Origin of the sequence: Chitinophaga pendula (assembly GCF_020386615.1) — a bacterium.
GTDB classification, from domain to species: Bacteria; Bacteroidota; Bacteroidia; order Chitinophagales; family Chitinophagaceae; genus Chitinophaga; species Chitinophaga pendula.
The window spans coordinates 5,027,326-5,048,393 of the sequence record NZ_CP077769.1 but is presented as its reverse complement, the minus strand read 5'-3'; the positions used below and the strand labels follow the sequence as shown (position 1 = coordinate 5,048,393).

Annotated in this window: 19 protein-coding genes and 1 other RNA gene; 12 read left to right on the top strand and 8 right to left on the bottom strand. The window is 49.4% G+C overall.

What is annotated here, in order from left to right; all coding sequences use genetic code 11:
• Positions 1-26 precede the first annotated feature (26 nt).
• Positions 27-764, top strand: a complete 738-nt coding sequence (locus KTO58_RS18330; protein ID WP_095837985.1) for a shikimate dehydrogenase family protein — start codon at positions 27-29, stop codon at positions 762-764.
• 16 nt (positions 765-780) lie between these two features.
• On the top strand, positions 781-1,464 hold the full coding sequence (truB, locus tag KTO58_RS18325) for a tRNA pseudouridine(55) synthase TruB (RefSeq protein ID WP_095837986.1): 684 nt from the start codon (positions 781-783) through the stop codon (positions 1,462-1,464).
• 75 nt (positions 1,465-1,539) lie between these two features.
• Here truB and tamL read toward each other — a convergent pair whose 3' ends face one another.
• Positions 1,540-3,939, bottom strand: coding sequence for a translocation and assembly module lipoprotein TamL (gene tamL, locus KTO58_RS18320; protein ID WP_157752866.1), 2,400 nt, complete (start codon positions 3,937-3,939; stop codon positions 1,540-1,542).
• Positions 3,940-4,097: 158 nt separating this feature from the next.
• Here tamL and KTO58_RS18315 point away from each other — a divergent pair, with 158 nt between their 5' ends.
• Positions 4,098-4,850, top strand: coding sequence for a TrmH family RNA methyltransferase (locus tag KTO58_RS18315; RefSeq protein WP_095837988.1), 753 nt, complete (start codon positions 4,098-4,100; stop codon positions 4,848-4,850).
• Here the strand turns inward: KTO58_RS18315 and KTO58_RS18310 are convergent, their stop codons facing one another.
• On the bottom strand, positions 4,851-6,086 hold the full coding sequence (locus tag KTO58_RS18310; protein ID WP_095837989.1) for an ABC transporter permease: 1,236 nt from the start codon (positions 6,084-6,086) through the stop codon (positions 4,851-4,853).
• 156 nt (positions 6,087-6,242) lie between these two features.
• Between KTO58_RS18310 and KTO58_RS18305 the strand changes: the two genes are divergently transcribed.
• On the top strand, positions 6,243-7,547 hold the full coding sequence (locus KTO58_RS18305; RefSeq protein WP_225859817.1) for a type IX secretion system plug protein: 1,305 nt from the start codon (positions 6,243-6,245) through the stop codon (positions 7,545-7,547).
• Positions 7,548-7,626: 79 nt separating this feature from the next.
• Here the strand turns inward: KTO58_RS18305 and KTO58_RS18300 are convergent, their stop codons facing one another.
• The 5 genes from KTO58_RS18300 to ffs form a co-directional block, all read right to left on the bottom strand.
• Entirely contained in the window at positions 7,627-8,937 is a 1,311-nt protein-coding gene (locus KTO58_RS18300) for an NAD(P)/FAD-dependent oxidoreductase (RefSeq protein WP_095837990.1), read from the bottom strand.
• Between the two features lie 428 nt (positions 8,938-9,365).
• Positions 9,366-10,073 carry an MIP/aquaporin family protein gene (locus KTO58_RS18295; protein WP_095837991.1) on the bottom strand — a complete coding sequence of 236 codons (708 nt, stop codon included), beginning with the start codon at positions 10,071-10,073 and terminating at the stop codon, positions 9,366-9,368.
• Between the two features lie 65 nt (positions 10,074-10,138).
• Positions 10,139-11,635, bottom strand: a complete 1,497-nt coding sequence (gene glpK, locus KTO58_RS18290) for a glycerol kinase GlpK (RefSeq protein WP_095837992.1) — start codon at positions 11,633-11,635, stop codon at positions 10,139-10,141.
• 483 nt (positions 11,636-12,118) lie between these two features.
• On the bottom strand, positions 12,119-12,769 hold the full coding sequence (gene fsa / locus KTO58_RS18285) for a fructose-6-phosphate aldolase (protein ID WP_095837993.1): 651 nt from the start codon (positions 12,767-12,769) through the stop codon (positions 12,119-12,121).
• A 153-nt stretch (positions 12,770-12,922) separates the two neighbouring features.
• Positions 12,923-13,022, bottom strand: an RNA gene (ffs, locus tag KTO58_RS18280) — signal recognition particle sRNA small type.
• Positions 13,023-13,319: 297 nt separating this feature from the next.
• Here ffs and KTO58_RS18275 point away from each other — a divergent pair.
• From KTO58_RS18275 to KTO58_RS18265, 3 genes are all read left to right on the top strand, one after another.
• Positions 13,320-13,721 (top strand): DUF5684 domain-containing protein, encoded by a 402-nt coding sequence (locus KTO58_RS18275; protein ID WP_095837994.1) that lies wholly within the window; start codon positions 13,320-13,322, stop codon positions 13,719-13,721.
• Positions 13,722-13,860: 139 nt separating this feature from the next.
• A complete protein-coding gene (locus tag KTO58_RS18270; protein ID WP_095837995.1) occupies positions 13,861-14,289 on the top strand; it encodes a DUF5684 domain-containing protein in 429 nt (142 codons plus the stop codon).
• An 82-nt stretch (positions 14,290-14,371) separates the two neighbouring features.
• The gene (locus tag KTO58_RS18265; protein WP_225859816.1) at positions 14,372-14,824 is read left to right on the top strand and encodes an RDD family protein; all 453 of its coding nucleotides are present in this window, start codon (positions 14,372-14,374) and stop codon (positions 14,822-14,824) included.
• A gap of 4 nt (positions 14,825-14,828) precedes the next feature.
• On the opposite strand, the gene KTO58_RS18260 is transcribed toward KTO58_RS18265, so the two are convergent.
• Positions 14,829-15,560, bottom strand: coding sequence for an RDD family protein (locus KTO58_RS18260; protein WP_095837997.1), 732 nt, complete (start codon positions 15,558-15,560; stop codon positions 14,829-14,831).
• An 81-nt stretch (positions 15,561-15,641) separates the two neighbouring features.
• Here KTO58_RS18260 and KTO58_RS18255 point away from each other — a divergent pair, with 81 nt between their 5' ends.
• From KTO58_RS18255 to KTO58_RS18235, 5 genes are read left to right on the top strand one after another with little or no spacing between them, the layout of a single operon-like run.
• Entirely contained in the window at positions 15,642-16,640 is a 999-nt protein-coding gene (locus KTO58_RS18255; RefSeq protein ID WP_095837998.1) for a stage II sporulation protein M, read from the top strand.
• Between the two features lie 10 nt (positions 16,641-16,650).
• Positions 16,651-17,520 (top strand): hypothetical protein, encoded by an 870-nt coding sequence (locus KTO58_RS18250; protein ID WP_095837999.1) that lies wholly within the window; start codon positions 16,651-16,653, stop codon positions 17,518-17,520.
• A complete protein-coding gene (locus KTO58_RS18245) occupies positions 17,517-18,725 on the top strand; it encodes a DUF4350 domain-containing protein (RefSeq protein ID WP_157752868.1) in 1,209 nt (402 codons plus the stop codon). The genes KTO58_RS18250 and KTO58_RS18245 overlap by 4 nt, the downstream gene beginning before the upstream one ends.
• The gene (locus tag KTO58_RS18240; RefSeq protein ID WP_095838001.1) at positions 18,725-19,705 is read left to right on the top strand and encodes an AAA family ATPase; all 981 of its coding nucleotides are present in this window, start codon (positions 18,725-18,727) and stop codon (positions 19,703-19,705) included. Before KTO58_RS18245 ends, KTO58_RS18240 begins: the two co-directional genes overlap by 1 nt.
• Positions 19,706-19,726: 21 nt before the next feature.
• Positions 19,727-21,067 (top strand): DUF58 domain-containing protein, encoded by a 1,341-nt coding sequence (locus KTO58_RS18235; RefSeq protein WP_095838002.1) that lies wholly within the window; start codon positions 19,727-19,729, stop codon positions 21,065-21,067.
• The last annotated feature ends 1 nt before the right edge of the window (position 21,068 follow it).

Genomic DNA, 21,068 nt, shown 5'->3' with positions numbered 1-21,068 from the left:
CGCTGCCGGTTTTTTCCCCTCTTTGTATGAAAGTATACGGACTAATCGGTTATCCGCTGGGACATTCTTTCTCAAAAGGATTTTTTGCCGACAAATTTGCCCGGGAGGGCATTTCTGGTTGTGTGTATGAGAATTTCCCTTTGGCGGATATCAGCGCATTTCCCGCACTGCTGGCTGATCAGCCGGCGCTCTGCGGGCTGAATGTTACAATCCCGCATAAAGAGGTGGTGATCCCTTACCTGGATGAACTCAGTGATGCGGCGCGGCATATTGGTGCGGTGAACTGTATCAAAATAACGGAAGGTCGCAAGACAGGGTATAATACGGATGTGATAGGATTCAGCCGGTCGCTGACTCCTTTGTTACAACCTCATCACACGCAGGCGCTGGTATTGGGTACCGGTGGTGCTGCCAAAGCCGTATTGTACGCTTTGCAGCAACTGAGTATCGGATATACCGTTGTAAGCCGGCAGGCGGGCAATCACACGATCGATTATACAGCGGTAGATGCGGCCTTGCTGGAGACCCATACCCTTATTATCAATACGACCCCGCTGGGTATGTATCCTAAGGTAGAGACAGCACCAGAGCTTCCTTATGCCGCTCTTGGCAGCAGGCACCTGTTGTACGACCTGGTATATAACCCGGCTATGACCCGTTTCCTGGAATATGGTGCGGCACAGGGGGCGGCGACCAAAAACGGCCATGAGATGCTGGTATTGCAGGCGGAGGCCAGCTGGGAGATATGGAACAGGCAGATTTAAAATTTTATCTTTGCAGATGATGCAGACCGAACAAAAGAATATCTATGAGGAAGGTCAGGTGATACTGATCGACAAGCCATTGACGTGGACTTCCTTTGATGTGGTACGTAAGATCAGGAATACAACGAAAGCCAAAGTGGGACATGCCGGTACGCTGGACCCGCTGGCTACCGGATTATTGATCTGCTGTACCGGCAAAATGACTAAAGAGATTAATGAATACCAGGCACAGGAGAAGGAGTATACCGGTTCTTTTACATTGGGGGCGGTAACACCTACTTATGACCTGGAGTCAGCGCCTACTGACTTTAAGGATATCAGTCATATCGATGAGGCGATGCTGAAGGCGACGGCGGTGCAATTCACCGGTGTACTGGATCAGCTGCCGCCTATACATTCTGCTATCAAGCAGAATGGCAAACCTATCTATCACCTGGCCCGCCAGGGGGTGGAAGTAAAGGTAGAGCCACGCCGGGTGACGATCACGGAGTTTGAGATCACGGCGATCGAGTTGCCGCTGGTATACTTCCGTGTGGTATGCAGCACGGGTACTTATATCCGCTCACTGGCGCATGATTTTGGCGCAGCATTGGGTTGCGGTGGGCACCTGAGCAAGTTGTGCCGCACGCGTATCGGCGATTTCAAGCTGGCAGATGCCTGGGATATGCAGGTATTCATTGACCAGTTCAAGAAAGTGTAACTGTACATGCAAACATACCGCCAAGGGGCTGATCTGGTATAGGCCAGGTCAGCCTTTTTTTATGTATGCCGGTGATTAGAAAGGGTAGCCGATGGCGATGTTCCAGATGATGTTCTGTTTACGCCATTGCGGGTCTTTGAGATCCCATTCGCTGAGATACCAGCCGTTCTTGTTGTCGGGATTGTAGATGTTGTAAGGTACTTTGAGTGGGATACCCCAGTCCAGGCGAATGAGGAAGAAGGAGAAGTCGAGCCGTATACCGGCGCCGGTGCCGATTGCGAGGTCGCGGTAGAGGTTACTGATCCTGAATTCGGAACCTGGGCGTACGGTATCTTTCTTCAGCATCCAGATATTACCGAAGTCGAGGAAGGTGGCGCCTTTCAGGTTGACGGTGCCGTTGAACATGCGGAGCAGGTCGAAGCGGTATTCGATGTTGCCTTCCAGTTTGAGGTCGCCGGTCTGGTCGGGGAATATGGCTGCCTGGGCGGTGGTGTCGCGGTAGGAGCCGGGCCCGAGGGTACGGAGCCGCCAGGCGCGTATGCTATTAGGGCCGCCGGAAGTGAACTGCCGGATATAGGGCAATACTTCCGACTTGCTGTAGGGGATACCTACACCGGTGTAAAGGCGGGTCGCCAGGGAGCTGTGCTGGGTCAGTTTCCAGTAGTGACGGTAGTCCAGTTCCAGCTTTACGAAGTTGGAGATGGTGAGTCCACTGGAGGATTCCAGGTCGGTGCGGCCGTTGGTGATGCGGTCTACGAGGCTGCTGATCCCATTGAGCCAGAGCCCGGATTCTTCGATATTCGCCCTGAAGAAAGAATAGTGCCTGTTGTGCAGTATATCGTTGTTGGTGAAGATGAACGTTACGTTTTCGCCTCCTATGAATGCGGGGGTGAAGCTGCGTTCCAGGTAAGGGTTTTTACTTACGACGGAGTCGCGGAAGGCATCGTTGAGGTTGACACCTACGTAGTTGAGGGAGATGGGTTTTACGATCCAGCGTTTGTAGATGGATTCGTTCCACTCATATCCGAAGGAGGCGTTGATGCTGGATATATCGAAGCGGTCGATACGGGACAGGTAGTTGACGCCGGCGCTCAGGCGGGTTTTTACGGTAGAGCGGGCGGTTTGTCCGATGCCGAAGGGGGTGATGAACCTGGGGAAGGTCAGGTTGATCTCTCCGCCAAATTGTTTGGCCTGAAGGTCGAACTGACCTTCGTTGCGGATCAGTTCCAGGCCAGTATTGAGGGTGATACTCAGCTGGTTGGCGGCCCTGTTGAGGTTGATATGCCGGTAGTTAAGTCCTACACCGGAGCCGACGAAGTAATCGGAGCTGGTGCTGACCTCGAAGTTGGCGCCCAGTTCCTGGCGGCGTTTGGGTGTCAGGAAGGCGTAGGCGTCGAGGCTATGTGGCCGTTGTTTGTTTTCTACGTACTGTAAGGTGACGAACTGCCATACCCCGAGGTCGTAGAGTTTATTGATGGTATTGTTATACTGTCTGGGGGAATATACATCACCATCTTTGAGCAGGATGGAATGTTCCAGTATCCTGGGGCGGAGTATATTCTGTTTGGCCCGTATGGTGAGGTCTTTGTACCTGGATGTTTTATAGGCAGTATCGCGGGCATTGCCGTTGATAGGAAAATCGGGGTATGCGAATACGGAGTCGATGGTATATTTCTCGTAGGGGATGTTGGGATCTTCGGGATTTTTGATCTTCACCAGCACATCCATGGTAGGTTTCTCCGGTTGTTTTTTGGCATTGTCGCTGACGGCGTTGGCCATGCCTTCGAAGGGATTCAGCAGGTTACGGAACATGGTCTTGTTGAGCGTATCCATTTGAAATTCTATCGCATCGCGGTTGAATTTGAAGTAGCCGGCATCTTTGACGAGTCTTACCAATCTTTCCCGTTCGCTGCCTACTGTCTCCTGTTTGTAGGGCATATCTTTTTTCAGCAGGGAGAACTGTTGTGCGCCCAGCACGACGGCGCGTATATTCGAGTCCGGTATTTCGTAAGTAATCTTATCGAGGGTAAAGTTTTTGCCTGTATTGACGTGATAGGTGAGGGTGGTTTTCTGGCTTTTTGTTTTCTCTTCATAGCTGACGCCTGCATAGAAATATCCCTGGTTATTGAGATAGCTGATCATGCGGATAGCGGATTCGCGAGTTTTCACGGAATCGTAGATGACTGGTGTTTCTATGTTCCTGGAGGAGAGCAGGAGGTTCCATAGCCAGTTGGATTTTTTCTCGTATTGTTTCTGGTTGTAGAGCCATACTTTGATACGGGTACCTAGGAAGGATTTGTTGGGTTGTTGCAGCATGAGTGACTTAGAGGTCAGGGCACTGCGGAGTTCTTGTTTGTCTGCGGACTGGAGGTCGCCTTTTACTTCTACGTTGGCGGACACGAACAGCCGTTGTCCTTTTTGCAGGTATTTTGTATTGGAGCAGGCAGCCATCGTCCATATAACGATCAACAGCATAACCCGGTTTAGCAGTGTAAATGGGGAGCGTTGTGGCGGCTGCATTATGAATTAAATAGTTAAGAATAATGTTTAAAGGCTGATAATCACTCGCTTCAAATAGCTTCAAACCCGTCCTCAGCTTGGCTGATTAAAAGAATTTAGGTAGGTTTGGCACCATGTTATCAAAGGCGCAAATTAAGTATATTCAATCATTACAGCACAAAAAATACCGTCAAAAATCCGGCCAGTTCATTGCAGAAGGGGAAAAGGTGGTGCAGGAGTTATTACAAACGGGGCTATCGGTAAAGGCGGTATATGCTACGGAAAGCTGGCTGCGTGAGCAGTCGGCGTTGCTGGCGGGTAAGCCTGCTGTGCAGGTGGAAGCGATTGATGAGGCGACATTAAAGCAGTTGTCTGCTTTGTCTACTCCCAACCGGGCCCTGGCGTTGCTGGACATACCGGCGGAGGGGGAAACAAAGGATATAGCCCACTCCGTTACACTTGCGCTGGATACGATACAGGACCCTGGTAATATGGGGACGCTGATCCGGATTGCTGACTGGTTTGGCATTCCGCAGATTGTTTGTTCACCGGATTGTGTGGATGTGTATAACCCTAAGACGATACAAGCTACGATGGGCAGTATTGCCCGTGTGCGTATTATCACCCTGCCTTTATTGCCCTGGTTGCAGACCTGCGGGGTACCTGCTTATGCGGCTACTTTACATGGGCAGGATATCACGAGCTTTGCTACTTTAAAAGAAGGGATCATCCTGATCGGCAATGAGTCGAGAGGGTTGAGCGAGGATGTTATTGCGGCCAGCCAGTACCGGGTAACGATTCCGCGTATTGGTGGTGCTGAGTCGTTGAATGCTGCGGTGGCGGCGGGTATTATCTGCAGTCACCTGACATTGCCGGTAGCGAAGTAATTATTTGAACTGGATAGCTTTTACGGGTGTGATCTTCCGGATGATCAGGGAGGGGATCAGTAGTACGATAGTACATACCAGGAAGGTACCGAGATTGATGAGCAGTACTTCCCACCAGTTGATATTGATGGCGGCTACGGACATATAGTAGGAGTCTTCCGGCAGTTTGAAGAAGCCGGTGGCCTGTTGGAGCCATGCGATCCCCAGGCCGAGTATGTTCCCCAGCAGTACGCCTGCCAGTATAATATATCCTGATTGATAGATGAAGATATGCTGGATGGACCAATTGCGTGTACCTAATGCTTTAAGGATACCGACCATGTTGGTACGTTCGAGGATGAGTATGAGGATGGCGGTGATCATGTTGATGGCGGCGACTACGGTCATAATAATAAGGATGATGACCTCGTTCTTATTCTGTAATTGCAGCCAGTCGAAGATATTGGGATAGATCTCTTTGATGGTGCGGGTGAACAGTTGTTGTGGCAGGAGGCTATCGATAGTGATAGCGGCGGGGTCCATCTGGCGGTAGTCCTGCAGGAATACTTCATAGCCTCCGGTTTCGTTGGGGGCCCACTGGTTCAGTCTGCGGATGAGGTTGAGATCTCCGATGACATATGTTTTATCATATTCTTCTATCCCTGTTTTATAGATCCCGGCGACGGTGAGTTTGCGGGCGCGTGGAGGCTGGCCGCTGGCCTGGATGAAATAGATGATGACCTGGTCATTGAGTTTCACTTTCAGTTCTGCGGCAGTGGCGGCGGAGAGCATGATCTCGGGGGCATAGCTGCTGTCGTTATACTTGATCATGCGGCCTTGCTGGATAAAAGTGGATAGTTTTTTCCAGTCGTAGGCGCGGTCGATGCCTTTGAAGATGAGGCCGGCAATGTCTTTATCGGCTTTGATGATAGCGGATTTGCTGGCAAAGAGGTTGATGCTGGCGATGCCTGGCAGCTGTTGGCGGATATGTTTTAGCAGGTTGGTATCGGCGGCGAAGGGGATTTCTTCGGTGAGGGGGCCTGCATTGGGTTGGAACTGTGTGATGTGGATATGTCCCCAGAAGCTGAATATCTTATTCTGGATCACCTGTTGGAAGCCATTGACGAGGCCTGTAGCCAGGATCATCACGGCCACACTGATAGCAGTAGCTACGATGGCTATGTTGATAATGAACCGGGAGAAGGAGGAGCCTCTGTTAAATGCGATCCGCCGTGCGATGAAAAAAGATAACCTCATGCATTAATAATTCCGCATCAAACCTAATTTATTTTTGTGAAAAGGCGTAATCGGGCAGTCGCTGAGCCGGTGCTCCTGCAGGAGGATATTAGCTGAACCGCCGTACTTTTGCCAGTGGCAAGCCCTTTTTTCGTTTAAAAAATAGTAATTTAAAAGATGTTTACTACTAACAGCAACCATCGTGTCGCCCTGTTAACCGCTGCTATCTTGTTGATGATGGCAGGTGATGTGTGGGCACAGGCAAATATCAATACGCCGGATCATGTTTATCTCAGCAATATCCGTTCTGTGCAGCTGACGCAAAAAGGGGATCAGCTTTCCTATCCTTTTATCACATTGGGAGGCGGCAATCAGCTGGAATTGAGTTTTGACGATATGGAAAATGATGTGAAGGACTATTATTATACCTATATGCTTTGTAATGCAGACTGGACGCCTGCGCAGCTGAACACGTTTGATTACATGCGGGGATTTACGGAGAACCGTATCACGACCTATCGTTTCTCCAGTATAGCGTTACAGAAATACACGCATTATTCGGTAGACATTCCCAATGCCAATACTTATCCTACGCGTCCGGGCAACTACCTGTTGAAGGTGTATCTGAACAGTGATACTTCGCAGCTGGCTTTCACCCGCCGTATATTGGTAGTCAGTAATAAAGCGACGGTGGCTGGCTTTATACAGCAGCCGGTAACCCCGAAGATATTCCGTACGCATCAAAAGGTGAATTTCTCCGTGAATACGAAGGGGTTGAACATTGTGAATCCTTTTGACCAGATCAAAGTGGTGATCATGCAGAATTACCGTTGGGATAATGCGGTGACCAACCTGAAGCCTATGTTCCTGAAAGGAGAGGTGATAGAGTATAATACGGAAGTGGATTGTGTGATACCGGCGGGTAAGGAATGGCGATGGATAGACCTGCGTAGTCTGCGATTGCAGACGGAGCGGGTGAAACATACGGACTATGGACGTACCAGTACCAACGTATATGCGCAACCGGATTTTGAGCGGGCCAATAAGACTTACCAGTTTATCAAGGATATCAACGGCATGTATTACCTGGCGACGCTGGATAATTACGATCCGTATTTTGAAGGGGATTATGCCTCTGTGCATTTTACGTTTCCTGTGCCGGAGCCTTATGCCGGTTATGATATGTACATATTTGGTGAGTTGACGAATTATGAGTGTAATGAGGGTAATAAGCTGACTTTTAACCCTGCTACGCGTGCTTATGAAGGTACACTGTTCCTCAAGCAGGGCTTTTATAACTATGTGTATGGATTGATCGATAATACGGTGGTGGGGTCTAAATTCAGTACGGAGTTGACAGAAGGTGACTGGTGGGAGACAGAGAACAACTATACCATCCTGGTGTATTACCGTCCGCTGGGCGGAAGGGCGGATGAGTTGGTGGCGACGACTACGCTGAACTCTATCTTAAGCAGGAAATAGCGTTACGATATTTATGGTATGATCCGTTCTGTTTACCATGTTTGTCATGGCAGACAGAACGGATTTTTTTATGCGGTCGTCAGTTGACGGATTGGCGTAGTTTGACGATGTTGGCGGCGCCTCTTTTGATAATAATGCGGGTACCTCTGTCGAAGGTGAAGTATCGGTAGAACCAATTGATGAATACGACCAGTTTATTACGGAATCCGAGCAGGCTCATTAGGTGGACGATCATCCAGGCGAACCAGGCAAACCGGCCGCTGATGCGCATCCCGAAGAATTCGGCGACGGCGCGGTTGCGACCTATGGTGGCCATGCTGCCGAGGTCTTTGTATTTAAAGGCGGTGAGTGGTTTGTTTTTGATAATATGCTTGATATTCTGCGCGAGCAGTACTCCTTGTTGTATGGCTACCTGGGCTACCATAGGATAGCCTTTAGGGAAGCGCTCGTCGTTGGTCATCTGAGCAGCATCACCGATGGCGAAGATATCCGGATGGTCTTTGAGTTGGTTGTATTCGTTGACCAGGATGCGGCCATTGGGGATGATGGCATCGGCCGCGAGGCCGGCAGGCGGATAACCCTTTACGCCGGCAGCCCAGAGGAGAGATTGTGTGGCTATCTGCTGGCCATCGTTGAGCGTAAGTGTTTTACCATCGTATTCTTTTACGGCGGTATTGGTCATTACTTTCACCCCCAGTTGGCGGAGGCCATCGAGGGTTTTAGCAGAAGAATGTTCGCTCATGGCGGCGAGCAGTTTTGGGCCCGCTTCGATGAGGTATATGTTCATGAGATGGATGGGTAATTCCGGGTAGTCTTTGGGCAGTATGTATTTTCGCAGTTCTGCGAAAGCGCCTGCGAGCTCTACACCGGTGGGCCCTCCGCCTACCATTACGAAGTTGAGTTTGGCGCGGATAGCTTCTTCATCGGTCAGCAGGAGGCATTCTTCAAATTGTTTTACGACGTAGTTCCTGATCTGAACGGCTTCGATGAGTGATTTCATGCCGATGGCGTGTTCGGCGATGGTATTGTTGCCGAAGAAGTTGGTGTTACTGCCGGTAGCCAGTACAAGGTAGTCGTATCTTACGGCCCCGATGCTGGTTTCGAGCATCTTGGTATTGGGGTCTACACTGGTTATTTCGGCCATCCGGAAGTGGAAGTTCTTCTGGCGGTTGAAGATACCTCTGAGGGGGAAGGCGATGCTATCGGGTTCCAGGCCGGCGGTAGCTACCTGGTAGAGGAGTGGTTGGAAGAGGTGGTAGTTGTTTCTGTCCAGCAACACTACCTGTACGGGGGCGTTCTTAAGATTTTTGGCCAGGTTAATACCGCCAAAACCACCACCTACAATTACTACACGAGGTTGCTGTGTATCCGGAATATTCGGCTGGATCATATATCTGATATTTTGAATGAAGAATCAGCGATTATTACCGGCGACAAATGTTATTCCAATTTCCACTTATTGTGTACCCTTATCGGGCTGGGTCCGGCTTGTCTCCGGCAAACAGCGGTTAGCACTGATGAATGAGTTATCAAAATTACAAAACTTTCAGAAAATAATGAAAGATTAATTATAAAATGTTGCCGGATTGCTACAGTTCCGGTGGAGGTCCCCAAAAGGAGGAAGGATATAGGAATGATACGGGAGAGCTACGGGAGAGGTGGACGTGAGGTATGGGAATGATATAGGAGAGCTACGGGAGAGGTGGACGTGAGATATAGGAATGATACAGGAGAGCTACGGGAGAGGTGGAGGTAGGGAATAAAATAGAGGCTGTCTGTTATGGACAGCCTTTTTTATAGTAGAAGGTTGTTTCGGGTTTATTGTAGTGCGTTCCAGATGACGGCTGCCAGCAATGCACCTGCTATGGGGCCTATGATAGGTACCCAGGCGTATCCCCAGTCGCTGTTACGTTTTTGGGGGATTGGGAGGAGGAAGTGCATGATACGGGGGCCGAGGTCCCGGGCTGGGTTGATGGCGTAGCCGGTGGGACCGCCGAGGGAGAGGCCTATGCCCAGGACGAGGAATGCTACGGGCAGGGCATCGAGGGCGCCGAGGGAGTTGGCCGGGGCGACGATGTATAGCACGCCTAGTATCAGTACCAGGGTACCGATGATCTCGGTGAGCAGGTTATGGCCTTTGCTGCGGATGGCGGGGGCGGTGCAGAACACAGCTAGTTTGCCATCGGCATCATCGGTTTGTTCGAAGTGTTGTTTGTAGCTGAGCCATACCAGCGTGGCACCCAGCATGGCGCCTAGTAATTGGGCAACGATATAGGCGGGTACTTTGGCCCATGCGAATTTGCCCACGGTGGCCAGTGCGATGGTTACGGCGGGATTAAGGTGAGCGCCGCTATATTTGGCGGTGCAGAATACGCCTACAAATACGGCCATGGCCCATCCCATGGTGATGACGATCCAACCGGAGGATTGTCCTTTTGTTTTGTTCAATACGACGTTGGCGACTACTCCATCGCCTAACAGGATGATCATGGCGGTGCCGATCAGTTCTGCCAAAAATGAGGACATAGGAAGATATTAAGTTGATGAATCAGGACCATTGGTTATTTGTTTCACTGTTGGATGTTGGGGGATTATTCTTCTGCCCATACCTGTGCGGAGCGTACTGCCCGTTTCCAGTCTTTGGTGAGCTGGGTACGGCGTTGGTCGTCCATTTCGGGGGTGAAGCGGTGGTCTACCTGCCACTGGCGGCTGATGGACGCTATGCTATCCCAGAAGCCTACTGCCAGTCCGGCGAGGTAAGCGGCACCCAGGGCGGTTGTTTCTGTCACTTTGGGGCGTACTACTTCGGCGTTGAGGATATCGGACTGGAACTGCATGAGGAGGTTGTTGCCGGTAGCGCCTCCATCCACGCGCAGTTCGCTGATTTGTATGCCGGCATCGGCTTCCATGGCCCTGAGTACGTCCATGGTCTGAAAGGCGATGCTTTCCAGGGCGGCGCGGGCGATATGAGCGGCGGTGGAGCCACGGGTGAGACCTACCATGGTGCCTCTGGCGTAAGGGTTCCAGTAGGGAGCGCCCAGGCCGGCGAAGGCAGGTACAAGATAGACGCCATCACTTGTTTTAACAGCTTCGGCGAGTGGTTCTACATCGGCGGAGTGGCGGATGATACCCAGGCCATCACGTAGCCATTGTACAACGGCGCCACCTATAAATATGCTGCCTTCCAGCGCGTAGCTGGTTTCACCATTGATCTGCCAGGCGACGGTGGTGAGCAGGTTATTTTTAGAAGGGATGGGTTTATTGCCGGTGTTCAGTACGAGGAAGCAGCCGGTGCCGTAGGTGTTTTTGACCATACCGGGGGAGGTACACATTTGTCCGAACAGGGCTGCCTGCTGGTCGCCGGCGATACCTGCGATCGGTATCTGGTAGGGTGTGAGTACGGCTTCTGAATGACCATATAGTTCACTCGAAGGTCTTACTTCCGGGAGCATGGAGGCGGGTACGCCCAGTGTGTCGAGCAATTCTTTATCCCATTGCATGGTGTGGATATTGAAGAGTAAGGTCCTGGAGGCATTGGTGACATCGGTGATATGGAGTTTGCCTTTGGAAAGGTTCCATACCAGCCAGCTATCAACGGTGCCGAAGGCCAGTTCACCTTTGTCTGCTTTTTCGCGGACGCCTTCTACGTTGTCCAGTATCCATTTGATCTTAGTACCGGAGAAGTAGGCATCTATAAGCAAGCCGGTCTTATCCCGGAAGAGATCAGTTTTGCCGGCAGCTTTGAGTTGATCGCAGAAGGCGGCGGTGCGGCGGTCCTGCCATACAATGGCGTTGTAGACGGGTTTGCCTGATGTACGATCCCATACGATGGTTGTTTCGCGTTGGTTGGTAATGCCGATGGCGGCGATCTTATCGCCGGCGATGCCGGCTTTGAGCAATACTTCTGCTGCTACGCTGGCTTGTGTGGACCATATCTCTATCGGATCGTGTTCTACCCATCCCGGGTGGGGATAGATCTGTTTGAATTCTTTTTGTGCGATGGCGTTGATACTGCCGTTGTGGTCGAAGATGATAGCGCGGGAGCTGGTAGTGCCCTGATCCAGCGAGAGGATGAATTTACCTTCCATGCTGTTGGATTGTTTTGTTATCGTATGATTGATCCAGTCTGCAACTGCTTACTTACACTCCTGAGACAAGGATAGTTCAATTTCCTGACAATTAGGCTTTCGGGTAAGTATTGCATAACGTGGTGCATTGTTTAACGAGGTATCAAGGTATGGAAAATATTTAGAAAAGCAAATAGGGAGAACGTGTATGGGAGGGAGTTAGGGAATGGCGGCGGCGGGGACGGTAAGTCATGTGTGAAGGCCGGAGGAGTTAGCGGCGTTGCCATTGTGGGAACGGAGGTGGAATGGTGGTAGTGATAGGACGAGACGGCAGCGATGAGAAAGGGGGAAGCGGAGGAAATTGGAAAGGGGATGAGATAGGTAGCAGCGATGTGGATGAGTTGGTATGTTGGGGGGAATGGTATGGGTAGATAAAAAAATTCCCCGGCGCCAAAAGTTGCACCGGGGATAACCCATCTAAAAAGTATGTGATGAAGCCGAGGCTTACATTTTTTTGGCGTCTTCGAGGAATTTAGCCAGGCCGATGTCTGTCAGCGGATGTTTGAGTAATCCGAGGATAGAATCGAGCGGGCAGGTACAGATGTCGGCACCGGCTTCTGCGCATTTAACGATATGGAGGGCGTTGCGGATGGAAGCGGCGAGGATCTCTGTTTTGAAGCCCTGGATGCTGTATATATGAGCGATCTGTGCGATGAGGTCTACTCCATCCCAGCTGCTATCGTCGATGCGGCCTATAAATGGAGATACGAAGGTAGCGCCTGCTTTAGCAGCGAGGATAGCCTGGCCAGCGGAGAACACCAATGTGCAATTGGTTTTGATACCGTTGACAGTGAACCATTTGATGGCTTTTATGCCGTCTTTGATCATGGGCACTTTCACGACGATATTTGGATGAATAGCGGCCAGTTTCTTACCTTCTTCGATGATAGCGTTGAAGTCGGTGGAGAGGACTTCTGCGCTTACGGGACCGTCTACGATCTCGCAGATGGTCTTATAGTGTTGTGCGATGTTGGCTTCACCTTTGATGCCTTCTTTGGCCATGAGGGAAGGGTTAGTAGTTACCCCATCGAGTATGCCCAGGTCGTTGGCTTCTTCTATCTGTTTCAGATTGCCAGTATCTATAAAGAATTTCATTTGCAATAAGATTTATGCTGTTCAATTAAAATATACCTATGCTTAGCAGCTGTTGTATCCACAACGAAATGGCTATTGCAAATTTAAGTTAAGATTTCTTGATTTTCAGGAATAATGCGAAGGGAAAATTGGGGGAGAGGAGAGGGCAAAAAAATAAGGCAAGTTACTTACATCGCACCGCTACAACCACCTACCCTTGCTACATTCCTGTCCTGGGGGAGTTCAGTAGGAGCTGGTCGTATAAGACTTGCCTCGCTGCAAAGGTAATGGAAATTTAACAACTTACAAGTGTCTATGGGAGTTTACATGCAAATCGGGTGTCGGAACTTGTTGTGGGACAAGCAGCTGGATATATGACATGCTTATTGGTAGCGGGTTTGAGAGGGATTGTGTGCGGAGGTGTCTATTTTTCCACATAAAAATGTTGATTTCGTGTGGATACATGTGAATAATGCGTAGAAGGACGGTAGTACTCATTTAAGTAGATATACTGTACTTTACATATTATAAATTACATTATCTTTGCAGGTACTTAACAATCTATATCACTATGTTGGCCACGTGGCTGTTCTTTTTTGTATTCGTACTTGTATTGATGTTTGTAGTTTGTCCCTGGAGGATATATACCAAGGCTGAGCAACCGGGCTGGGCGTCGCTGGTACCTGTTTATGCGACGCTGGTGTTATTGAGGATTATAGGTAAACCCTGGTGGTGGTTATTGTTGATGCTGATCCCGATAGTGAACATTGTTTTTGCGATCTGGGCGACTAATTTGTTGAGCAGGAGTTTTGGTAAGAGCGAGGGCTTTACCGTAGGGATGTTACTGTTACCTTTTGTTTTTATGCCGATGTTGGCGTTTGACAGGAGTGTGCATTACCAGGGGCCGGCAGGAGATCCTGATACTGCTGCATTGCGGGATCAGATATCTGCTATCGGTTCCGAAATAAATTAAAAAATATATATCTTTAAAGGGTTGTTTTTTCCTCAAATGACCGAGTCAGGTGAATATAACGTGGATAAGAGCGTGTAGCGTAGCTAGCATTAAATATCTCTTAATCTATAAACTATCACTATCACTTTAATTAATTCTTATGGAAGATTCATCATCAGTATTCGGGGTACTTTTTGGAGGCGTATTCCTGATCGTTATCCTTGTATTGCTTGCTTTTTATCTGTTCTGTTACTGGAAAGTATTTGAAAAGGCAGGGCAACCAGGCTGGGCAGCCATTATCCCTATTTACAATGCGTACATACTCACCAAGATCATCGGTAAGCCCTGGTGGTGGTTGATATTGTTGTGTATTCCTTATCTGAACATTGTATTCGGTATCTGGGCTACCAATCTGTTGAGCAAAAGTTTTGGCAAAGACATTGGATTTACGCTGGGGCTTATTTTCCTGGGTTTTATCTTCCTGCCGATAATGGCTTTTGACCGTACTATTGTGTACCAGGGACCTGTTGGTAACCCTAATGCGTCTTTCAGAGACCAGATAAATAGTATTGGTGATGACTTAAAATAATTGATATTTGCATGACGTGCGCTGATCCGAGGCAATCGGGTCAGCGCTTTTTTGTACTGTATAGCTATTAATTTCCCTTATCATGGATGTAAATGAATATGCCGCGCCCAAAAAGGATTTGCTGGATGATCTGCAGCATGAAGTAATTATTGAACCGGTAGGAAAGGGGATTCGTTTCGCGAATTTGTTGATTGACACGATATGTGTGTATGTCATCTTTTTTGCCGTTGCGTTTGCGCTTGTTTTTGTAAAAATGTCGAAAGGAGAGCCGGTGGACGACAGCCAGGTATTGTACCTGTTTATATCGTATGTTATCCTTATCGGTTACTTTACGGTATTCGAGGGATTGACCGGGCGTACTATTGGTAAGATCATCACGGGTACGAGGGTATACCGGCTGGATGGACAGCCTCTCACGTGGAAGGATACTTTCTTACGGGCGGTGATCCGGTTGATTCCGTTTGAAGTATTTTCCGGTCTGGGTTTTGCGCCCTGGCATGATGAGTGGACGAAGACGACGGTGGGAAAGCGGTAATAGCCTAGTTTTTTGTAGTGTAGTAGTTGTAATCGTTCAATACTGTTTCCAGGAATACCATTGGTTCCATATCTGTTTCGATATGCAGTACTTCACGTACGCGGGTGGCAACACGATATGCCAGTTCGTTGTTGCCCGACAGGATGGCTTTGTCGAGTAGCTCTTTTACCTTATTGAGGTCTTTGTCGGATAATTTGAGTATTTGTGGGAAGTGGGGTTGATAGTCGATCTGCGACATATCGCGGAAGATGGTATCGTTGATGCTGTTTTTGTTGCGGGTGTTGACAACGATGGTACCGGCTACGATATCCCCGATACGCTGGTGATAGGAGGATCGTACCATGGAGATCAGTGTGGGTATCCCAAATAGCAGGAAGGGGGTTTCAACGAGGCGGAATACCCAGCGGAGCAGGTGTTGACTGAAGGTCGGTTGATTGCCGGAGAGGCTTACTACGGTAATGCCCAGGGCGCGTTTGCCGGGTGTTTGTCCATGCATGCTGATCTCTGCAATAATGAAATAAAAGCTGAGTGGTAGTATCACCAGTAGAAACAATACTACGCTATACAAGGTGGCGGGCAACCCGGCAGCGGATAATGAGATCAGGGTGAGGAACAGGTAGAGCAGCCGTACTGCCAGGTCTATCAGCCAGGCCAACAGGCGCTGTCCTACGTTGGCAGCTTCGAATTCCAGGTCTATATTAAAGGCAGTAGGTATTTTTAGCTGGATGGTGCTCATTGCCCAAATTTACATACTAATGTACTTATTAATGTGGACTGATTTAGTAAGTTTGTATCATTACCCGAGTAAGCCAGCCCAATGAGAGAATCATCGTTTATTAAAAAGAACTTACCTCGCTGGCAGCATTACCAGCAGGAGCAGGCAGAGGATCCTGATGTCATGGCGGAACGTTTTACCAGCTTACTGGACGACCTCGCATATGCAAAGACTTTTTACAGTTACAGTAAGGTGACCCGTTATATTAATGGGATGGCGGCTGCTATCTATCAGCATATCTATCGTAACCGTAAGACGGAAGAAGGCCGGTTGCGTACTTTTTTCCGGTATGAGTTGCCTTTATTATTCCGTAAGTATCATCGTCAGCTTTTATTCACTTTCATTTACTTTTTGTTGTTCTGTATCATTGGTGCTTTTTCAGCGGCCCATGATGAGACGTTTGTGCGTGGGGTGCTGGGGGATGAGTATGTGAGTATGACGGAGCAGAATATTACCAATGGGGATCCTTTTGGTGTGTATAAAGGAGAGAATGAATGGACTATGTTCCTGTTTATCGGGTATAACAATATCCGGGTGGCGATGATGTGTTTTGTGAGTGGTATTACTTTTGGTGCGGGTACGTTGTGGTTGTTGTTGCAGAATGGGATCATGCTGGGATCTTTCCAGTATTATTTCTTTGCGAAGGGGTTGGGTATGAAGTCGGTGCTGGTGATCTGGATACACGGTACGCTGGAGATATCGGCTATTGTGATTGCGGGTTGTGCGGGTCTGATCATGGCCAACGGGTTGCTTTTTCCGGGTACGCGTAAGCGGGTGGATGCTTTGAAGGCGGCAGCGAAGGACGGGATGAAGATCATCGTAGCATTGGTGCCGGTATTTATTGCAGCGGCTTTTCTGGAGGGTTTTGTGACGCGGCATACTACGATGCCGTTGGTGTTGAGTGTGAGTATATTGTTATTGTCTTTCTCGTTTATCGTCGGATATTTTATGCTCTATCCTATATACCTGCATCGCCGGGGTTATCAACTGGATGCGGCTGGTAAGGTGGTTAAACCGGCACGAGGCCGGCGGGCGCATTAAAAGAAGATCCATGCAATTAACAGCACAGATAAAACTATGGATACTGGTAGCGGCATTGGCAGGTATGTTTGTATCTGCCAGGGCACAGTCTGGGGCTACGCCGTCGATTACGGTGGATAGTGCGGAGCTGTTTTCCGGAAATGCCGGTGTAGAAGAGGAGGACTTGTCTGCTACCGAAGCTGCGGAAGCGGAAGATACGGTGGCTACGCCGCCGCCTCATCATTTATGGGATGCGGAGATGCCTTTGAGTACGGATACATCTTCTGACTGGTGGCTGCTGAACCGGCCTATGATCCGTTCTGTAGATTCTTCTATAGTGAAGGAGATACAGGGGGATAAGCGTTTTAATTACCAGGATAAGGTGCCTAAGCAGACCCGTAACTGGGCGGCGGAAATACTGATGCATATTATCCATTACCTGCTATCTGTGAGTGACCTTATCATCATACTGGTGGTGTTGGGATTGCTGGCCATACTGTTCTATTTTCTGCGGCATCAGGGGGTATTCCGGAGACATAGTAAAAAGATAACGGAAGAGCTGCCTGGCCAGGAAGAGGAGGAGATCACCGTTGCCGGCGCTTATGAGCAGAAGATACAGGCAGCTGTGGCAGCCGGTCAGTACCGGCTGGCAGTACGTTTGTTATACCTGCAGGCTTTACGTATCCTGGAGTCCAAGCAGCTGATTGCCATTACCAAGGATAAAACGAATGCCGACTATCTGCGGGCATTGTATAAAACGCAGTGGTATAGTTCATTTGCGGGGATCACGCTGGATTATGAATATATCTGGTATGGGGAGATGCTGCTGAATGATGAGCAATTTAAGCAGGTATACGGACAGTTCCGGGCATTTAAAAACGAATTAGGTTATACAGCGTGAAAAAGGTGATCATCTTCATAGGTATTGTGGTGGGTCTTTTTGTGATCCTGCTGTTGATCGCCGGCGGGCAGGCTGCGCAGCAGGAGGCGAAGTACCTGGACCTGAGCCGGCTGGGTTATGGCTATAAAGATAAGAAGCCCGGGGGTACCTATGTACTTTATAAGTACCTGCCTTCTTTATTCTACGGTAGTACTCCCAAGGTCGTTACTAAACCATTTGCACGTACGATGGACCGGGATGCAGACATCCGGCAGTCGGACGATATTGTGTATATGTTGGTGGCTGACAAATTATATGCGTCGGAGCGGGATATTAAACGTATGCTGGAATTTGTGCAGAAGGGTAACCAGCTTTTTATGGCGGTGCGTCAGCCGGATTCATTGCTGGCAGATCGGTTGGGATTTGAGGTGGCGGACACCGATGCAGGCGGCAATACGCAGCATTTTGTGAACCCGAACTTTGCGCCTGATACTGCATTTGCAGCATCGAGGCTGGCGGGTGGCAGTTACTTTACGAAACTGGATTCGGCGAATACTACCATATTGGGGCGGCAGCAAAACCAGCGGGTGAACTTTGTGCGCATTCATTATGGCAACGGTAGTGTGTTGTTGTTGCTGAACCCTGCTTCGCTGACGAACTATTTCCTGGTGCAGCCGAAGAATATCCGGTCGCTGGAGCGGGAGGTAGCGTATGCGAAGGAAGGGTACCGGTTGTATTGGGATGAATATTACAAGTACCAATACACGAAACAATCGGATGATTTCAGTGAGTGGCAGGTGCTGATGCGGTATCCGGCGATGCGGTGGGCGTTGTGGCTGGCGTTGTTATTATTGGTGTTGTATGTGCTTTTTGAGAGCAAGCGGCGGCAGCGTATCATCCCGGAGCGTCCGGTGCTGGCCAACCATTCATTGGAGTTTGTAGATACGTTGGGGCAGTTGTATTATCAGCAGCATGACAATAAAAACCTGGCGCAGAAGATGATCGCGCATTGGCTGGAGTATGTGCGTAGCCGTTTTTATCTGAACACCCAGCAGCTGGACCTGGTATTTGCGACTACACTGGCGCGGAAGTCGGGTATGGAAGAGGCGGCGGTGCGGCATATTGTGGATTGTATACATGACATACAGTTGTCGGAACAGGTGAGTGATACTTACCTGATGGACTTTTATAAAGTGATCAATCAGTTTTATCTAAACACGAAATAATGGAAGGGAATTTCTTTCAACCTAAGTCCGATCTTTCGGGCCTTCATGCGGCGGTGGCTGCGATACGTGAGCAGATCGGCAAGGTGATAGTAGGGCAGCATCAGATGGTGGATCTGTTGATCACGGGATTGCTGACGCAGGGACATGTATTGATAGAGGGGGTACCCGGGGTGGCCAAGACCTTGACGGCGAAGTTATTATCCCGTTGTGTGGACGCTGGTTTTTCCAGGATACAGTTCACGCCGGATATCATGCCGGCGGATGTGTTGGGTACGTCCGTTTTCAATCCGCAGAGTCGTGATTTTGAATACAAGAAAGGGCCTGTTTTCAGCAATATGGTCCTGATAGATGAGATCAACCGTGCGCCTGCGAAAACGCAGGCTGCATTGTTTGAGGTGATGGAGGAAAGGCAGGTGACCAATGATGGGGTATCTTATATATTGCCTGCACCTTTTATGGTGATCGCTACGCAGAACCCGATAGAGCAAGAGGGGACTTATCGTTTGCCGGAGGCGCAGCTAGATCGTTTCCTGTTTAAGATAGAGGTAAAGTACCCGACGCAACCGGAAGAGGTGGCTATGTTGCAGGCGATGCATCAGCACCAGGGAGTACGGGATATGACCGAGCTGATAGACCGGGTGGTGACGGCTGCTGATATACAGTCGTACCAGGCGATCGTGCGTACGGTGCATGTAGAAGAGCGCCTGATGCATTACATCGCTGCGTTGGTACAGGAGACCCGTGCGAATGCATCGTTGTACTTGGGCGCTTCGCCACGTGCATCGATTGCCGTGATGAACTGTGCGAAGGCGACAGCTGCCATGAACAACCGCGACTTTGTAACACCTGATGATATTGTAGCGATATTGCCGCATGTGCTGCGGCATCGTATTATGCTGACACCGGAGCGTGAGATGGAAGGTATCAGTACAGATGAAGTGATTGCACAGATCATCAAATCGGTAGAAGTACCGCGATAATTTACCTTTTAATCAGCTGACATGATCCAACGGTTTTACAAAGCGTTATTCTTCAGTACCCGGCTTTATTTGTCGCTGGGTGTGCTGGTGTTGCTGTTTATCAGTTCTTTTTTCTGGCCGGCGTTGTATGTGATCGCGCTGATCGCTACGGGTCTTTTCGGGGTAGTGGTGCTGGTGGACCTGGTATTACTGTATGGTACACCGGAGCATCCTTTGAAGGCGGAGCGGCAGGTAGGACAGCGTTTCAGCCATGGGGATGAGAACGAGGTAAAGATCGTATTGGATCATGGTTACCGTTTTCCGGTGCAGGTGGAGTTGCTGGATGAGTTACCGTTTCAGTTCCAGGCCCGTAATTTCCGGTTGACGGCCTTACTGCAACCTGGGGAAGTGCGTACGTTGACGTATATGTTGCGTCCGTTGGAGCGGGGAGCGTATGATTTTGGTGTCATGAATATTTTCCTGACCAGTCCGTTGGGGTTAGTGCGCCGGTATATTGCCGGTGGTGAAGCGGTGACGGTGAAGGTATACCCTGCATATCTGCAGTTGCGTCATTATGAGTTATTCTCTGCTATGAACCGGTTGAATGAGCTGGGTGTGCATAAGCGGAGAGTAGTGGGGCACAGTATGGAGTTTGACCATATCCGCGAGTATAACCGTGGGGATGATGTACGTATGTTGAACTGGAAGGCGACGGCACGCCGGGGTACGTTGATGGTGAATAACTATGTGGAGGAGAAGGCACAGCAGGTGTACTGTGTGATCGACAAGGGGCGTACGATGAAGATGCCTTTTGACGGTATCTCGTTGCTGGATTATGCGATCAATTCTACCTTGGTATTCAGTAATGTTGCGTTGCAGAAAGGGGATAAGGCCGGGCTGGTGACGTTGTCGGCGCAGACGGCTGAAATACTGGCGGCCAGTAACAAGAAGGTGCAGCTGAGTAAGGTACTGGAGATGTTGTATGGGCAGACCACTTCCTGGCAGGAGAGTGATTATGAAACGTTAGGCGTGACTTTACGTAATAAGATCTCGCAACGTTCGCTGCTGATCTTCTTTACCAACTTTGAGTCGATGACGGGTTTACAGCGGCAGTTGTCTTATCTGCGTCAGTTATCGAAATATCATTTGGTACTGGTGATCTTTTTTGAAAATACGGAACTGAAGAAAGTGACGCAGGATACTGCGAGAGGTGTGGAAGAGGTGTACAAGCAGGTGATTGCGCAGAAATTCGCTTATGAGAAAAAGCTCTTTGTACGGGAGCTTTCCAAATATGGTATTCTATCTTTATTGACCACTCCTGAGCATCTTACATTGGACCTGATCAACAAATACCTGGAGTTGAAATCACGTATGCTGATCTGAT

Coding starts and splice junctions, on each gene's coding strand:
- KTO58_RS18330 (WP_095837985.1), top strand. CDS start 27: ATGAAAGTATACGGACTAATCGGTTATCCGCTGGGACATTCTTTCTCA.
- truB (WP_095837986.1), top strand. CDS start 781: ATGATGCAGACCGAACAAAAGAATATCTATGAGGAAGGTCAGGTGATA.
- tamL (WP_157752866.1), bottom strand. CDS start 3,939: ATGCTGTTGATCGTTATATGGACGATGGCTGCCTGCTCCAATACAAAA.
- KTO58_RS18315 (WP_095837988.1), top strand. CDS start 4,098: ATGTTATCAAAGGCGCAAATTAAGTATATTCAATCATTACAGCACAAA.
- KTO58_RS18310 (WP_095837989.1), bottom strand. CDS start 6,086: ATGAGGTTATCTTTTTTCATCGCACGGCGGATCGCATTTAACAGAGGC.
- KTO58_RS18305 (WP_225859817.1), top strand. CDS start 6,243: ATGTTTACTACTAACAGCAACCATCGTGTCGCCCTGTTAACCGCTGCT.
- KTO58_RS18300 (WP_095837990.1), bottom strand. CDS start 8,937: ATGATCCAGCCGAATATTCCGGATACACAGCAACCTCGTGTAGTAATT.
- KTO58_RS18295 (WP_095837991.1), bottom strand. CDS start 10,073: ATGTCCTCATTTTTGGCAGAACTGATCGGCACCGCCATGATCATCCTG.
- glpK (WP_095837992.1), bottom strand. CDS start 11,635: ATGGAAGGTAAATTCATCCTCTCGCTGGATCAGGGCACTACCAGCTCC.
- fsa (WP_095837993.1), bottom strand. CDS start 12,769: ATGAAATTCTTTATAGATACTGGCAATCTGAAACAGATAGAAGAAGCC.
- KTO58_RS18275 (WP_095837994.1), top strand. CDS start 13,320: ATGTTGGCCACGTGGCTGTTCTTTTTTGTATTCGTACTTGTATTGATG.
- KTO58_RS18270 (WP_095837995.1), top strand. CDS start 13,861: ATGGAAGATTCATCATCAGTATTCGGGGTACTTTTTGGAGGCGTATTC.
- KTO58_RS18265 (WP_225859816.1), top strand. CDS start 14,372: ATGGATGTAAATGAATATGCCGCGCCCAAAAAGGATTTGCTGGATGAT.
- KTO58_RS18260 (WP_095837997.1), bottom strand. CDS start 15,560: ATGAGCACCATCCAGCTAAAAATACCTACTGCCTTTAATATAGACCTG.
- KTO58_RS18255 (WP_095837998.1), top strand. CDS start 15,642: ATGAGAGAATCATCGTTTATTAAAAAGAACTTACCTCGCTGGCAGCAT.
- KTO58_RS18250 (WP_095837999.1), top strand. CDS start 16,651: ATGCAATTAACAGCACAGATAAAACTATGGATACTGGTAGCGGCATTG.
- KTO58_RS18240 (WP_095838001.1), top strand. CDS start 18,725: ATGGAAGGGAATTTCTTTCAACCTAAGTCCGATCTTTCGGGCCTTCAT.
- KTO58_RS18235 (WP_095838002.1), top strand. CDS start 19,727: ATGATCCAACGGTTTTACAAAGCGTTATTCTTCAGTACCCGGCTTTAT.